The following is a 14,391-nucleotide window of genomic DNA, read 5'->3' on the forward strand; positions in this document are numbered from 1 at the left end:
ATTTTTAGTAGTCACCGTGCGCCTATATTTCAGGTGCTGGCCTATGAAAGCGGGATGGGCATATATGAAGTTTTTATGTTTCGCACTCGTATTGGTGGCTGCGATACCGCAAATAAGCTTAGCCGATGATGACATATTTCAATGGAAGAAAGTAGGTGGCTGGAGCGTGGCCGTTGATAGGACGGTGGGCAACGGTTGCTTTGTTGTGACTAGCTTTGAGGATGGTACGGTCTTTCGCCTTGGCTTTAGTTTTACTAAGAAGGAAAATCCTTTTTACATCTTAATTGGAAATGCAAACTGGAAGTCCCTGGAGAGCGGCAAGCAATATCCTGTTGAATTTTCTTTGGATCGGTCCGAATGGACGGCTGATGCGACCGCCGTAGAGTATAAAGACTTTAAGGGGTTGTGGATCGATTTTGACGATGTCGGCTTGGTCGATGAATTCGCTCGTAAATTGAATTTTCGCGCTACTTTTAACGGTAAAGAGATCGCTGCTTTTAGGCTGAAGAATTCTGTCGCAGCTGCGGACGAGATGCTCGCCTGCCAAAAGGCGGTAAACGCTACAATTGCTAAACGGCCAGAGCCGCCAAAATCAAAAGATCCGTTTGAAGGAAAGCCAGATACTAAAGCGAAGTCGGATCCCTTTGAGCTTTAGAAATTGCTGATGGGTGATGACTTCCGGAACCCCACACGCCCCGACAGGATGCGCCAAGAATGCTATATTACTTTGGCTATGGCTCAGTTGAGGACGCGTAACAGCCCCGGCGAATCCAGCGAGAAGGCGGGTATGTCGACATCGAACACCTCGCCTTCATCCGTTTCCATCTGATAATGGCCGAACATCAGGCCTGAGGGCGTGTCGAGCGGGCAGCCGGAGGAATATTCGTAGGTGTCGCCGGGGCTGAGCCGCGGCTGCTCGCCGACGACCCCGGGACCGGTCACTTCGTCCACCTGGCCGTTCTGATCGGTGATGTTCCAGTAGCGGTTGACCAGGCGAACGGCGACGCCGGAATTGTTGCTGATGACAATCCGGTAACCCCAGACATAGCGATCGTCTTCCGGATCGGATTGCTCCTCCAGATAGAACGGTTCGACCACGACTTCGATATCTCTTGTGAGGGCGCGATACATGCCTTGCACCATAGTCAAGATATGTTACCCGTATCTTATAAGAGGCCCCTTCCGTCAAGAAACGGAACGTTGATCAGCGATGAAACAGCTATGATCGAATGGTTTTCGATCGTTAAGCCTAACTGTCGGTGTTAATTTTACTTCGCAACGTCACCGAGGGCGAACTTGTTCCCCGGCGTTGCGGCCGAACCTGGGTGAGGCCCGGCCGCGATGTCGTCGGTTAGAGCATGTCGCGCAAAAGTGTGGGGCGGTTTTGCGATAACGACATGCTTAAAAACAAAGACCGAAAGCGCAAGGAGCGAATCTGAAAGATCGCGACGCGCTTTAGCCCGAGACCTTAGAAAGCGCCCGCGCGAAATCCTCGATCAGATCGTCGGTATCCTCAATGCCGGCCGAAAGGCGGACCGTGCCCGGAGAAATGCCGAGTTCGGCACGCGCTTCCTCCGTCAGATTCTTGTGCGTCGTCGTTGCCGGATGCGTGATCAGGCTCTTGCTGTCGCCGAGATTGTTGGAGATCTTGACGATCTCAAGCGCGTTCTGCAGCGCGAAGGCCGCTTCCTTGCCGCCTTTCAGCTCGAAGCAGACGAGCGTCGAGCCGCCCGTCATCTGCTTGGCGATGATATCGGCCTGCGGATGGTCCTTGCGGCCGGGATAGATCACCTTGGCGACCTTGCCCTGCTCCGCCAGGAAGTCGGCGATCTTCGCCGCATTCTGGGTCTGCTGCTTCACGCGCAGCGGCAGCGTCTCGATGCCCTTCAGCAGTGTCCAGGCATTGAACGGCGACATGGCCGGGCCGGTATGGCGGAAATAGTCGTGCAGGTTCTCGTCGATCCATTCTTTGTCCGACAGCACGACGCCGCCGAGGCACCGGCCCTGGCCGTCGATATGTTTCGTGGCGGAATAGACGACGATATGGGCGCCGAGTTCCAACGGCTTCTGGAAGAGCGGCGTCGCGAAGACATTGTCGACGACGACCTTGGCGCCGACCTGGTTGGCGAGCTTGGCGACACCAGCGATATCGACCACCTCGAGGGTCGGGTTGGTCGGGCTTTCCAGGAAGAACACCTTGGTCTTCGCAGTGATCGCCTTTTCCCAATTTTCGAGATAACGGCCGTCGACCAGCGTGCACTCGATGCCGTATTTCGGCGCCAGAGTCTCGACCACCCAGCGGCAGGAACCGAAGAGGGCGCGCGCGGCGACGATATGATCGCCAGCCTTCAGCTGGCAGAGGATGGCGGCGGTGACGGCGGCCATGCCGGAGGCGGTGGCGCGGGCGTCTTCGGCGCCTTCCAGCGCGCACATGCGCTTTTCGAACATGTCGTTGGTGGGGCTGCCGTAGCGGGCGTAGATGAAACCGTCCGTCTCGCCCTTGAAGCGGGCTTCGGCCGCTTCCGACGTGTCATAGACGAAACCCTGCGTGAGATAGATTGCCTCGGAGGTCTCGCCATATTGCGAACGCAACGTTCCGCCGTGAACGAGTTGGGTTGCCGGGCGCCAGGTCTTGCTCATGCCATCACCTTCACATAACAAAAAAACCGGCCGCAAAAGCAGACCGGTTTCACACCCGGTCTTTTTAGCCACTTGTTTAACGTGGCTGCAAGCCGACCGGCCAAATCACCACGGGATAATTCTGCAATACTGCTGTTAGCTGCTTGCGTCAATTCCCCGAGTTTGGTTTTGTCGGCGCAAAAGATGGATGGGGCATGATGGCTCGCGAAACGGGAATTCTGGCTGACCGCGCAATTTCGGCGCTGTTCGAAACGGGGCGTCTTATCTCCGAGCGGGAGCTGGACCGCGACCAGATCCAGCCGGCAAGTCTCGATCTGCGCTTGGGCGCCAAGGCCTTTCGCGTGCGCGCCAGCTTCATGCCTGGGCCTTCGCATCTGGTCTCGGACAAGCTCGACCGGCTGAGCCTGCATGTGATCGACCTTTCCGAAGGCGCGGTGCTCGAAACCGGCTGCGTCTACATCGTGCCGCTGATGGAGAGCTTGGCGTTGCCGGCCGACATGTCGGCCTCGGCCAACCCGAAGAGCTCGACCGGCCGGCTCGATATCTTCACGCGCGTCATCACCGACTACGCCCAGGAATTCGACAAGATCCCGGCCGGCTATTCCGGCCCGCTCTATCTCGAAATCAGCCCGCGCACCTTCCCGATCGTCGTGCGCCGCGGCTCGCGCCTGTCGCAGATCCGTTTCCGCGTCGGCCATTCCCTGCTCGGCGAGCCGGAACTTTTGAAGCTCCACGAAAGCGAGACGCTGGTGGCGAGCAAGCAGCCCAACGTCTCCGGCGGCGGCATCGCGCTGTCGATCGATCTCACCGGCGACAAGGACGGCCTGATCGGCTACCGCGGCAAGCACCACACCGCCGTCGTCGACGTCGACAAGAAAGATCAGCACGATATCTTCGATTTCTGGGAACCGCTCTATAGCCGCGGCCGCAACGAGCTGATCCTCGATCCCGACGAGTTCTATATCCTCGTCTCGCGCGAGGCCGTGCATGTGCCGCCGGATTATGCCGCCGAGATGACCCCCTTCGATCCGCTGGTCGGCGAATTCCGCGTTCATTATGCCGGCTTCTTCGATCCGGGCTTCGGCCACGCGCCGGCCGGCGGGCGCGGCAGCCGGGCCGTGCTCGAAGTGCGCAGCCACGAAGTCCCCTTCATTCTCGAAGACGGCCAGATCGTCGGCCGCTTGGTCTACGAGCACATGCAGGAAAAACCGGCCAGCCTCTACGGCTCCGGCCTCGGCTCCAACTATCAGGCCCAGGGCCTCAAGCTCTCGAAGCACTTCCGCATCTGAAGCGCTTTCCCCGAGACGACTTGACAGCGGCCCCCATCTGTTGGAAATCTCGCCTCATTGCGGGTGTAGCTCAATGGTAGAGCAGCAGCTTCCCAAGCTGAATACGAGGGTTCGATTCCCTTCACCCGCTCCAGTTATTTCAATAACTTAGATATGCAGCGTGTCGGTCGCGGGCTGGCGAGCGCATCAATTGAGGCCCGACTGAGTTTTGTTGACGAGCTGATCGTTCCGGAAAGTGGCTTCCAAATTTCCTGAATAGTTATGACCGCTCCATCTATACGTCTCCGTCTTGGCGCCTGTCGTCTCGCTGCTGCTCACTTTCTCGCCCGAGCAGCCTATTATGCTGACGGCGGATCCATAGGATATTCCGCTTCCCAAGTAGCCATAGGCTTTCATGGTTGCCACGCATGAAGATCCCGCCATAGAGATGCCTGGAATGAGTGCGGAGACTGCACAGATTATCAATGCCTTGGCTATTTTCATTTCCTGCTCCCTCTTATGGTGGAATTACTTAGTTGGCACACGGCATGCCTGCAATGGGAGGGAGCAACTCTTTTTGACCTAATCGTCGAAAAGCCAGATCGGCCTGTAACGGCGATGCGCAATGATCAGGCTCTTGTCGGGCTGGATGATGTAGGTTTCCTCCACCTGCCGGCCGTATTGATCGATGAAATCATGCGGAAAGGCGGAACCGGGTGGCGATTTGGTGAGCTTGGTGCGCGGCTGGCCGTTATAGGTGATGCTGCCCGGTATGGGCTCGAGCCCGGGGCCGCTGTAGTTGGCAGCGGCGGTGTTGCACCCGGTAAGAGCCAGAGTGCCGATGAGGCCGATGATTGCGGGTTTCATATCCATCCCCCGATGCGCCGAACGATGCAATCATACTCCCTATAGCGCCTCGTGCATCAAGCAAACGGTATGTCGCTCTCAATCTTTGGTGCGTCCCGTCCCGAGCGCCTTGATCGGGAATCGGCCGGCCGCCGGTTGCGCGAAAGCGAGGGTGGCCGCAGCCGCCCCTCGGCATGCTGTTTTCGTTGGGCTCAGAATTCCGTCCAATCGGCATCCTGACTTTTCGGTGTGCTGCTGCCTGCGCCGAAGGCGTTGGCGAGATGTTGGCCGAGCGCGCGGGCGGGCGATGCCGCCGGGCGGGCGGTTCCTTCCTTGGCGATACGGATCGGTGCCTTCGAAGCCGGGCGCGCGGTCGCGCGCGGTGCTGCGGCCGGCGGCCGGGCCGCGGCGATCGGTGCCGCGGCGGCGAAGCTGCCGGTGCCCGTCAGCCGGAACTGGCCGAGCAGATTGTTGAGCGCGGCCGCTTCCGTGGCGAGGTTGTGGCTGGCGGCCGTCGACTGCTCGACCATTGCCGCATTCTGCTGGGTGCCCTGGTCCATCGTGTTGACGGCGGTGTTGATCTCCTGCAGCCCGATCGACTGTTCGCGGGAGGCTTCGGCGATCGCGTGGACGTGCTGGTTGATCTCCTGCACCTCCTGGACGATCGAATCGAGCGCCTTGCCGGTTTCGCCGACGAGCGAAACGCCGGTCTGGACATGCGTGCCGGATGTGGTGATCAACGACTTGATCTCCCTGGCGGCATTGGCCGAACGCTGTGCAAGCTCGCGCACCTCCTGGGCGACGACCGCAAAACCCTTGCCGGCTTCGCCGGCACGGGCCGCTTCGACGCCGGCGTTTAAGGCCAGCAGATTGGTCTGGAAGGCGATGTCGTCGATGACGCCGATGATGTTGCCGATCTCGACCGAGGACTTCTCGATCTGCTGCATGGCGGAAACGGCCTTGCGGACGATCTCGCCGGATTTTTCGGCGCCGAGACGGGTGCGGGCGACGAGCTGGCTCGCCTCCTCGGCACGCTTGGCGGCGTCGCGCACGGTCGTGGTGATCTCTTCGAGCGCCGCCGCCGTCTCTTCGACGGAGGCGGACTGCTGTTCCGTCCGCTTGGAAAGCTCGTCGGCGGAAGAACGGATCTCGTTGGCGCCGGCGCCGATCGCCCGGGCATTGGCGCCGACCGCCTGCATGGTCTCGTTGAGCTTCTCGACCGAATTGTTGAAGTCCTGGCGCAGCGCATCGAGGTGGGCGATGAAGGGTTGGCCGATAGACGAGGCGAGGTCGCCGGAGGCAAGGCGGCGGAGGCCGTCGCCGAGAGCTGCGACGGCACCTTCGAGTTCGGAGGCTTCGCGGGCCTTCTGTGCCTCGCGTTCGCGGCGCTCGCCATCACTGACGCTGCGGTCGGCTTCGGCGCGCGCCTCGATGTGACGACGCTCGATGGCGTTGTCGCGGAAGACGGAAACGGCCTGGGCCATCTGGCCGACTTCATCGCGGCGGTCGAGGCCGGCGATCTCGCTGTCGGTATCGCCCTCGGCAAGTCGCGTCATGCGCAGGCGCAGCTCAGCCATCGGGCCGGCAATGCCCTTCTGCGCCACGACTATGCCGAGGCCGATCGCGACGAGAGCGGCGATGCCGATCAGAACGGCGCTGAGGGCCATCCGTCCGTCGACGGAAGCCGAGAGCGCATCGCCGCCGTCGTTGAGGAGTGCCATCATCGCGTCGTTGTTGGCGATCATCTTCGGCGTCAGCGCATCGAGCTTGGCATTGATCAGGGCGACATTCGCGAGGGCACCGGCGCTGTCCTTGCCCTTGCTCTGTTCGATGATCTTGTTCGCCAGAGCTTCGATTTCATCGATGCCGGCCTGGATTTCGTCGATTGCCGCCTTGCGGCTCGGCACCAGGGCGAGCGCCTGTTTCATCCGGTCGCGCGCCTGCGGCAGCCTGCTCGGTGTGGCAAGCGCGGTCTGATATGCCGGCGTGTCGGGTTTCATCTCGGCAACAAGGGTGACCTGCAGCACCGAGGCCACGACCGAGGCGCTGGCGCGTGCACTCAGCATCGAGGCGGTCGCTTCATGATCGATGAAGGCGCTATAGGCGGCGTCGGCCCGGCGGAACTCGGAGATGACGTAGACGAGCCCCGCCATCATGATCAGCCCCAGCAGCGCTACGACCGATATGATCTTCGTGCGGATTTTCAGATGCTTCAGCATGGAAATATCACCCGATTGGCCGGGCGTTTCGCGCCCGGCGCTTTGAAATCAATTGTTGCAAACAGAGCGTTGCTGACGCGTGCATCATGCGATCGGCTGGCGGGGTCCGATGTCGTCGGTGGAAATAAACGGCGCTATTCTTTAATGCCGCCCTAACGCGGGACGCCGGACGCCCACAATTTCCAAGGTTCGGATCGTTATCCCCGGCATATTGCGAAAACTGCAATCGCCGCGACGTATCGGCGCATCGGCATTTCGTCTTTTCGCTGTGGCGGCAGATGCTCGGATGCGACGGCGAGGGGACGGAAGCCTCGCGATGTATATTCCCCGCCGGCCGTGACTCTGATACATCTCGGCGATGCCTAAAGCGCGTCGCGATCTTTCAGATTCGCTCCTTGCGCTTTGGTCTTTGTTTTTACGCATGTCGTTATCGCAAAACCGCCCCACACTTTTGCGCGACATGCTCTAGCGCTTAACCCGAGACCGGATCACGATGATGCAATCCAAGCTGACATCCCTGATTTTGAAGGGATTTTTTGCGGCCGGGCTGTTTCTCGGGGCATTGCTTTCGAGTTTTGCGGTATCCGCTCAGGAGGGCGCGCCTTCGCTGCCGCTGCTCTTCGATGCGCGCGAACGCCTGGCCAAACCGGATCTTTCCTCGCTGGTGCGCCTGCGGTTCCTGACATCGGTCGACTTTCCGCCCTTCAATTTTACCGATCAGAACGGCAAGCTTTCCGGTTTCGACGTCGATCTCGCCCGCGAAATCTGCAGCGAGCTGGAGATTTCGGACAAGTGCCAGATCCAGGCGGTTCCCTTCGCCGATCTCAAGGGGGCGCTCGCCGCCTCGCAAGGAGATGCCGTCATTGCCGGCCTTGCCGTGACCCCGGACCTGCGCCGGCAATTTCTCTTCTCACGGCCCTATCTGATGCTGCCGGCTCGTTTCGTGCGCAATCTCGCTGCACCGCTGGACGGAAAAACGGCGGCGGCACTTTCCGGCCATCCGGTCGGCGTCGTCAAAGGTACGGTGCATGAAGCCATGCTGGCCGCCTTCTTTCCGGCGATCAAGGCCCAGGCCTTCGACACCAAGGAGGCTCTGCTGGCGGCTCTTAGGGATCGCAAGGTCGATGCCGCCTTCGCGGACGCATTGCAGCTTTCCTTCTGGGTCTCGTCGCCCGCTTCGGCCAAATGCTGCGCGCTCTTCGACGGCCCCTACCTTTCCGAACATTTCCTCGGCGAGGGCATGACGATCATGCTGCGGCAAAAGGACGGCGTGCTGACATCGGCCATCGACCATGCGCTCGCGGCGCTGTCGCGCAACGGCCGCCTGCAGGAAATCTATCTGCGCTATTTTCCCTATGGGCTTTATTGAAGAAAAACGTTAGCCCTTGCGGAAGCGGGCAATCGCGCTGCGTTCGATCGCCGCGCAAGTGAGTTTGTCGAGGCCGAGCCGGTCGCGCAGCAGGCTGAGCAGCCGCAGTTCCTCCGCCTTGACCGAGAGATCGGCGGAGGCCACTTCGACGGCGAGCGCATAGGCGGTGTCATAGAGCTTTGCGGGCAGGGTATCGCGCACGGTTTCGAGAACGACGTCGAGGCCTTCCGGCCCGGCCAGAAGCGAGGCGCAGTCGCGCGCAATCGAAATCAGCTTGTCGTCATCGAAATCCTTGAAGACCGGCAGGAACCCGATCAATTGGCCGATTCTCGTCATCTCCCTGTCGTTCATCGTGCTGTCGACGGCGGATGCCATCACCATCACGTAGATCAGGGCGTCGTGGGCGGAAAGCGGCTTGTTCATCTCTGATTCCTTTTTCAATCAGCCCAGATTAGGAATTGGCGGCGGCCATTACAAGGGATCGGTCAGCTCTCGCGGCGACCGATCCTGCCGAGCTCCGCCAGTCATTTCCGGCGCGGATCGCCGCCATAGATGCCTTTCCCCGCCTGCCTGGCCTTCTCGGAGACGGCCGCAAGCGGGGAGGCCGCCGCTGCTTCAGCCCAGCCGTTTTCGGCGAGCCACGCGCCGAGATCCTGGGTGCCGAGCCGGCAGGCAGCCGTCGCCGTTCCCTGCCATTCGGCCGTGTCGAGATCGCAGGTGACGCTGCGGTTGCGCAGCAGTTGGCGCAGCGCCGTCTTCGCCATCATGCCGCAGGGCCATTGCCGGCCTGCCGGCCCGCATATCCTATCGGCGGGTGTGGGGACGATGCCGGCAAGCTGGAGTCTGCGCTCGCCGAAGAAAAGATTACCAGCATTTTCGACCATCGGCCTCGGCAGCTCCATCGCCTTCGTCGCGGCGGGACTTGCCGTTCCGCCGTCGGCCGGCGCCGCTTGCTGCGGGATATCGGCGGGTTTGGGAGCCGTGCCGTCACGCGCCGCCGGAGAGGGCGGAGCAGCCGGTTCCCCCGAGCGGGCGATCATTTCGGCACGTTCGTCGGATATCGTCGCTGCCGGTTCGGCGGCCTCGGGGGCAGCATTCGGCACTGCGGTCGCGGTCCCCTCTGCGGATGGGTTTTCTTCCCCTGCCGTGCCACCGCGAAACCTTGCTTCGCCCGCCATCAGCAGACCGGCCACCACCGCCATCCCTGTGATACCTGTGAAGACGGCAGCAGGGCGCATGGAATATCTTCCTATTGACTGGCCCAGATGATGCGGGCGATCCAATCGACATCGGAAAGATCGAGAGTGCGGTTGGGGTGCTCTGGATTGAGCGACATCAGCTCGATCGAGCGCGGGCTCTGACGCAGCAGCACCTTGGCCATCACCTCGCCCTCGCGTGTGCGCACCACGACGCGGTCGTTGCGGCGCACCTGCGCGCCCGGCTCGACGATCAGCACGTCGCCGTCGCGATAGAACGGCATCATGCTCTCGCCCTGCACTTCCAGCGCATAGACGCCGGCCTTTTGCGATGGGGCTGTCGGAAATTCCACCACGTCCCAGCCCTGGCCGGCCGGAAAACCACCATCATCGAAGAAGCCGCCGGCGCCCGCCTGCGCGAAGCCGAGCAGCGGAATGGAGCTGCCCGGAGGCTGAAACGCTGCTTCCGGCAGCCCGGAAGGGTTGGCGCTCGGCCGCATGAAGGCAAGAAACTGCTCCATGCTCGCCCCTGTCGCCTCGAGCACCTTGGCGATCGATTCCGTCGAGGGCCAGCGCAGCCGTCCGTCGGCGGAAAGCCGTTTCGATTTGTTGAAGGAGGTCGGGTCGAGCCCGGCGCGCCGAGCAAGGCCTGACGGCGTCAGGTCATGCCGTTCGGCAAGCCTGTCGATCGCTCCCCAGATTTGCTCATGTGACAGCATGTGCGCCCGATCCCGTGCGGCTCATCCAACGCCGCGCTTCAACCGAGCGGAATATTAACCGACCGTATTGTCCGAGTAAAGACAAGAAAGGAATAAAATCCTCTTGGTGCGCAGCACTCAGGCGACCATCGCCATGTTGATCTTGCCGAGCTGGATGACAGCCTGCGTCCGGCTGTCGACATCGAGTTTCAAGAGGATCGCCGAGACATGCGCCTTGATCGTCGCCTCGGAGACGCCGAGCTCATAGGCGATCTGCTTGTTCAGCAGCCCTTCGGCCAGCATGGTCAGCACCCGGCTCTGCTGCGGCGTCAACGTGTGCAGGCGGCGGATCAGGTCGGCGACGTCGGGATCCTGCTCCTGCCCGTCGCGATAGCTCTCGGGCGTCGCAATGTCGCCGGCAAGCACCGTCTGGATGCTGCGGCGAATGTCCTCGATGCCGGAGGACTTGGAGATGAAGCCGGAAGCGCCGAGTTCCAGCGCCCGGCGGATCGTCGTCGCGTCGTCGCTTGCCGAGACGATGACGATCGGCAGGCTGGCGAATTCGGCGCGCAGCGCCATCAAGCCGGAAAAGCCGCTGACGCCTGGCATGGCGAGGTCGAGCAGAATCAGATCGGCATCCGCATTTGCGCCCGCAGCCGCGCGGGCGGCGGCGAAATCGCCGGCCTCGACGATGGTCTGCCGACCTTCCATGCCGCTCACCGCCTGGCGCAGCGCATCCCGGAAAAGCGGATGGTCGTCCGCGATGATGATGGTCTGTTCCTGCATCGAAAACTCCCTCCCAAGAGTCCGATCATGCCTGCATGCGTCGCCATCCCCTCCGCGTCGCATGCGCATTTGCTCGAATGACTATATCAGATCAGGTCTTCTGCGGAAGGGGACTGGTGTTTTCCTCGGTCTGGAACTCCTTCACCATCCCCATGAAACTCTTCATCATCCGCTCCATGATGCTGATCGAGCGGTCGATCTCCGCATCGCTCGGCAGCGCCCGTTGAACCAGGCCGCCTTGTTCCAGCTTCGTCACCCGCTCTGAAAGCCGGTCGAGCTCGTCTTCATAGGCCGCCCGCTCGTCGGCCGCCATCCGGCAGACCAGGGCGCCATCCTTGTCCTGGCAGATCGACATCGCGCCGGTCTGCCGGTCGAGCCGGACGAAATGGTCGCCGCTCCTTTCGAGCTGGAAGCGGCTTGCATCGGGTTCGGCCGCCGCCGCCGCAAGCGGCAGCAGAACGGCGCCAAGCGTGAGAACCAAAACCTTCATCGTCTCATCCTCCGGATTTTTCCCGTGGCCATCCCCTTTTACGCGCCGGGGCGTGGACATCGCCGCGTCTTTCCGGCAAAGCGCTCATGATCGAGGACCAGCATATCGTGAGGCCATGATGACCGTGACACCGACCCTTTACAAGATCGTGACGGAAGCGCTCTGGCAGGAAGCCAGACAAACCGGCATTTTTCATGGCGCCGACATCGATCTCAACGACGGTTTCATCCATTTATCGACTGCTGCCCAGGTCAAACAGACCGCCGCGCTGCATTTTACCGGCCAGTCGGGCCTGTTGCTCATTGCCGTCGATGGCGCCGCCTTCGGTGACAAGCTCGTCTTCGAGCCCTCGCGCGGCGGCGATCTCTTCCCGCATCTCTATGCCGATCTGCCGCTGGCCGCCGTGCTCTGGGAGGCGGCGCTGCCGCTCGATGAGAGTGGCGCCCATGTCTTCCCGGAGCTTACGCCATGATCGATCCCTTCCAGCGTTTCGCCCGCAAGGGTCTTTTCCTGTTCGATCCGGAAACGGCGCACGGCATGTCGATCGCCGCGCTGAAATCCGGCCTCGTGCCGGCCTGCCGGATCGCTCCCGATCCGCGCCTCAGCCAAACCGTCGCCGGCCTCGTCTTCGAAAACCCGATCGGCATGGCCGCGGGTTATGACAAGAATGCCGAGGTGCCGGAGGCGCTGCTGAAGCTGGGTTTCGGCTTTACCGAGATCGGCACGGTGACGCCGAAGCCGCAATCCGGCAATCCGCGCCCGCGCATCTTTCGCCTGATCGAGGATGAAGGCGTCATCAACCGCCTCGGCTTCAACAATGAAGGCCATGACGCCGCCTTTACGCGTCTGGCGGCGCTGACCGGCGGCGGCATGATCGGCGTCAATATCGGCGCCAACAAGGATAGCGAGGATCGCATCGCCGACTATGTCGCGGGCATCCGCCGCTTTTATTCCGTCGCCCGTTATTTCACCGCCAATATCTCCTCGCCGAACACGCCGGGCCTGCGCGACCTGCAGGCGCGCGAAAGCCTCGCGGCGCTGCTTTCGGCCGTGCTGAGGGCGCGCGACGAGATGGCCGAGGCATCCGGCCGCAAGATCCCGGTATTTCTGAAGATCGCCCCTGATCTGACGGAAGAGGGTATGGATGACATCGCGGCGGAAGCGCTCTCGCATGCGCTCGACGGACTGATCGTCTCCAACACCACGCTGTCGCGCGAAGGGCTCAAGGATCAGCGCCAGGCGAAGGAGACGGGCGGTCTTTCCGGCGTGCCGCTGTTTGAAAAATCGACGGCGGTGCTTGCCGGGATGCGCAAGCGCGTCGGCCCCGATCTGCCGATCATCGGCGTCGGCGGCGTCTCCTCGGCCGAAACCGCATTGGAGAAGATCAGGGCGGGCGCCGATCTCGTCCAGCTCTATTCCTGCATGGTCTATGAAGGTCCCGGCCTGCCCGGCAATATCGTCCGCGGCCTCTCGGCGCTGATGGACCGCGAAAAGGCCGGCTCGATCCGCGAGCTGCGCGACAGCAGGCTGGACTACTGGGCGGCTCGGAAGGTCTGATCGGCGCGTGGCCGCACCAGCATCGCCAGGAAGAAGCCGCGGAAGAGCAGGAAGGCGTTCATGGCAAGCCACAGGCCATGATTGCCGAAGAGCGGCACGAAGACGGCGAGCATCAAGAGATAACCGGCAAAGGACATCAGCATCCGGTTGCGCATGTCGACCGACCATGTCGCGCCGATGAAGACCCCGTCCATCAGGAAGGCCAGCGCGCCCGTCAGCCCCGTAACGGCGGCCCAGGGCAGGTAGATGCCGGCTGCCTGCCGCACCTCCGGCGAAGTGGTCAGCACCGAGATCAGCCATGGCCCGGCGAGAAAGAAGAAAGCGGAAACGATTGCCGCCAGCCCGAAGGACCATAATGTCGTGAGCTTCAGCCCACGGTCGAAGGCCGGCCGGTAGCGCGCCCCGATCGCCCGGCCGGTGATCTGCTCGGCGGCGTTCGCAAGCCCATCGAGATAGTAGCCCGACAGCAGGAAGAAGTTCATCAGCACGGCGTTGGCGGCAAGTGTCACCGCCCCGAAGCCGGTGCCGATCCGCGTCATGATCGTGAAGGCGCCGATCAGCACGAAAGTGCGGATCAGGATGTCGCGGTTGAGCGCAAAAAGCTCCGCCAGGCGATGCCGGGAAAAGATCTCGGTCCACGCCGGCCGCTCTGCCTTGTTAAAGCCGCTGAGCACGATGAAGAGCCCGGCGATCGCCCCGGCCGTCTCGCCGGCCATGGTTGCCCAGGCGACCCCGGCCACGCCCCAGCCGAGCGACAGGCCGAGATAAATGGAAAGCACGATGTTGATGCCGTTGATCAGTGCCTGCAGCAGCAGGCCGACATTGCCCTGTCCGCGCCCGAGCACGAACCCGAGAATGGCGTAATTCGCCAGCGCCGCCGGTGCCGCCAGCATGCGGATCGCGAAATAGGTGCCGGTCGCTTCGGCGATCGCCCCTTCCGCGCCCATCAGCTTCAATCCCGCCGCCATCAAGAGCGGCGAAAGACAGAGCAGCGCCAGCCCGCAGCCGAGCGCGGAAATCAAAGCCCGCCAGAAAACGGCCTGCTGCTCGTGCTGGTCCCGCCGGCCATAGGCCTGCGCCGTCAGTCCTGTCGTCGAGGCGCGCAGGAAGTTGAAGCTGCCGAGGATGAGATCGAAGAGCATCGCGCCGATCGCCAGCCCCGCCAGCGCTTCCGCATCGCCCATGCGGCCGACGACGGCGGTGCTCGTCAGCCCGAGCAGCGGTGTCGTCATGAAGCCGAGCGTCATCGGAATGGCGATCGACAGCACCAGCCGGTGCGTCACGTCGAAGGCAAGAGAGTGGCTGTTGCTGCGCGTATCCAT

The 14,391-nt window shown here is 62.0% G+C and carries 16 protein-coding genes, 1 tRNA gene and 1 riboswitch; of the genes, 6 read left to right on the forward strand and 11 right to left on the reverse strand.

The genetic code is table 11. The features are described from left to right. Positions 1-64: 64 nt before the first annotated feature. Positions 65-655: a hypothetical protein gene (locus ATY78_RS00095; protein WP_088680336.1), complete on the forward strand. Its 591-nt coding sequence runs from the start codon at positions 65-67 to the stop codon at positions 653-655. Between the two features lie 83 nt (positions 656-738). Here the strand turns inward: ATY78_RS00095 and apaG are convergent, their stop codons facing one another. Together apaG and ATY78_RS00105 are read right to left on the reverse strand one after the other, a co-directional pair. Then, entirely contained in the window at positions 739-1,131 is a 393-nt protein-coding gene (gene apaG, locus ATY78_RS00100; protein WP_088680337.1) for a Co2+/Mg2+ efflux protein ApaG, read from the reverse strand. Positions 1,132-1,455: 324 nt separating this feature from the next. Beyond that, entirely contained in the window at positions 1,456-2,640 is a 1,185-nt protein-coding gene (locus ATY78_RS00105) for an O-succinylhomoserine sulfhydrylase (RefSeq protein WP_088680338.1), read from the reverse strand. A 43-nt stretch (positions 2,641-2,683) separates the two neighbouring features. Then, positions 2,684-2,762, reverse strand: a riboswitch (SAM riboswitch). A 72-nt stretch (positions 2,763-2,834) separates the two neighbouring features. Here ATY78_RS00105 and ATY78_RS00110 point away from each other — a divergent pair. Continuing rightward, positions 2,835-3,929 (forward strand): 2'-deoxycytidine 5'-triphosphate deaminase, encoded by a 1,095-nt coding sequence (locus ATY78_RS00110; protein ID WP_190237358.1) that lies wholly within the window; start codon positions 2,835-2,837, stop codon positions 3,927-3,929. A 59-nt stretch (positions 3,930-3,988) separates the two neighbouring features. Further along, a tRNA-Gly gene (locus ATY78_RS00115) sits at positions 3,989-4,062 on the forward strand. Positions 4,063-4,115: 53 nt separating this feature from the next. On the opposite strand, the gene ATY78_RS28055 is transcribed toward ATY78_RS00115, so the two are convergent. The 3 genes from ATY78_RS28055 to ATY78_RS00125 all read right to left on the reverse strand — a co-directional run bounded on the left by ATY78_RS28055 (position 4,116) and on the right by ATY78_RS00125 (position 6,973). Then, the gene (locus ATY78_RS28055) at positions 4,116-4,412 is read right to left on the reverse strand and encodes a hypothetical protein (RefSeq protein ID WP_141105607.1); all 297 of its coding nucleotides are present in this window, start codon (positions 4,410-4,412) and stop codon (positions 4,116-4,118) included. 78 nt (positions 4,413-4,490) lie between these two features. Next, complete coding sequence (locus tag ATY78_RS00120; RefSeq protein WP_088680804.1) at positions 4,491-4,775, reverse strand: hypothetical protein; 285 nt, start codon at positions 4,773-4,775, stop codon at positions 4,491-4,493. 191 nt (positions 4,776-4,966) lie between these two features. Next, complete coding sequence (locus ATY78_RS00125) at positions 4,967-6,973, reverse strand: HAMP domain-containing methyl-accepting chemotaxis protein (protein WP_088680339.1); 2,007 nt, start codon at positions 6,971-6,973, stop codon at positions 4,967-4,969. Between the two features lie 493 nt (positions 6,974-7,466). Between ATY78_RS00125 and ATY78_RS00130 the strand changes: the two genes are divergently transcribed. Further along, positions 7,467-8,342 (forward strand): transporter substrate-binding domain-containing protein, encoded by an 876-nt coding sequence (locus tag ATY78_RS00130; RefSeq protein WP_088680340.1) that lies wholly within the window; start codon positions 7,467-7,469, stop codon positions 8,340-8,342. Positions 8,343-8,351: 9 nt separating this feature from the next. On the opposite strand, the gene ATY78_RS00135 is transcribed toward ATY78_RS00130, so the two are convergent. The 5 genes from ATY78_RS00135 to ATY78_RS00155 all read right to left on the reverse strand — a co-directional run bounded on the left by ATY78_RS00135 (position 8,352) and on the right by ATY78_RS00155 (position 11,512). After that, positions 8,352-8,765 (reverse strand): tellurite resistance TerB family protein, encoded by a 414-nt coding sequence (locus ATY78_RS00135; RefSeq protein WP_088676740.1) that lies wholly within the window; start codon positions 8,763-8,765, stop codon positions 8,352-8,354. Positions 8,766-8,866: 101 nt separating this feature from the next. After that, the gene (locus tag ATY78_RS00140; protein ID WP_088680341.1) at positions 8,867-9,580 is read right to left on the reverse strand and encodes a thermonuclease family protein; all 714 of its coding nucleotides are present in this window, start codon (positions 9,578-9,580) and stop codon (positions 8,867-8,869) included. A gap of 11 nt (positions 9,581-9,591) precedes the next feature. Then, positions 9,592-10,257 carry a helix-turn-helix transcriptional regulator gene (locus ATY78_RS00145; RefSeq protein WP_088680342.1) on the reverse strand — a complete coding sequence of 222 codons (666 nt, stop codon included), beginning with the start codon at positions 10,255-10,257 and terminating at the stop codon, positions 9,592-9,594. 117 nt (positions 10,258-10,374) lie between these two features. Continuing rightward, entirely contained in the window at positions 10,375-11,022 is a 648-nt protein-coding gene (locus ATY78_RS00150) for a response regulator transcription factor (RefSeq protein WP_088680343.1), read from the reverse strand. Positions 11,023-11,113: 91 nt separating this feature from the next. Continuing rightward, on the reverse strand, positions 11,114-11,512 hold the full coding sequence (locus ATY78_RS00155; protein ID WP_088680344.1) for a hypothetical protein: 399 nt from the start codon (positions 11,510-11,512) through the stop codon (positions 11,114-11,116). A 118-nt stretch (positions 11,513-11,630) separates the two neighbouring features. Between ATY78_RS00155 and ATY78_RS00160 the strand changes: the two genes are divergently transcribed. Both ATY78_RS00160 and ATY78_RS00165 read left to right on the forward strand, forming a co-directional pair. Continuing rightward, positions 11,631-11,984, forward strand: coding sequence for a DUF952 domain-containing protein (locus ATY78_RS00160; protein ID WP_088680805.1), 354 nt, complete (start codon positions 11,631-11,633; stop codon positions 11,982-11,984). Then, entirely contained in the window at positions 11,981-13,069 is a 1,089-nt protein-coding gene (locus ATY78_RS00165) for a quinone-dependent dihydroorotate dehydrogenase (RefSeq protein ID WP_088680345.1), read from the forward strand. Before ATY78_RS00160 ends, ATY78_RS00165 begins: the two co-directional genes overlap by 4 nt. Here the strand turns inward: ATY78_RS00165 and ATY78_RS00170 are convergent. Next, positions 13,045-14,391 (reverse strand): MATE family efflux transporter, encoded by a 1,347-nt coding sequence (locus ATY78_RS00170; protein WP_088680346.1) that lies wholly within the window; start codon positions 14,389-14,391, stop codon positions 13,045-13,047. The two genes, ATY78_RS00165 and ATY78_RS00170, sit on opposite strands and share 25 nt — an antisense overlap.

Origin of the sequence: Rhizobium sp. R635, from assembly GCF_002211285.1 — a bacterium.
In the GTDB taxonomy this organism is placed as follows: Bacteria; Pseudomonadota; Alphaproteobacteria; order Rhizobiales; family Rhizobiaceae; genus Rhizobium.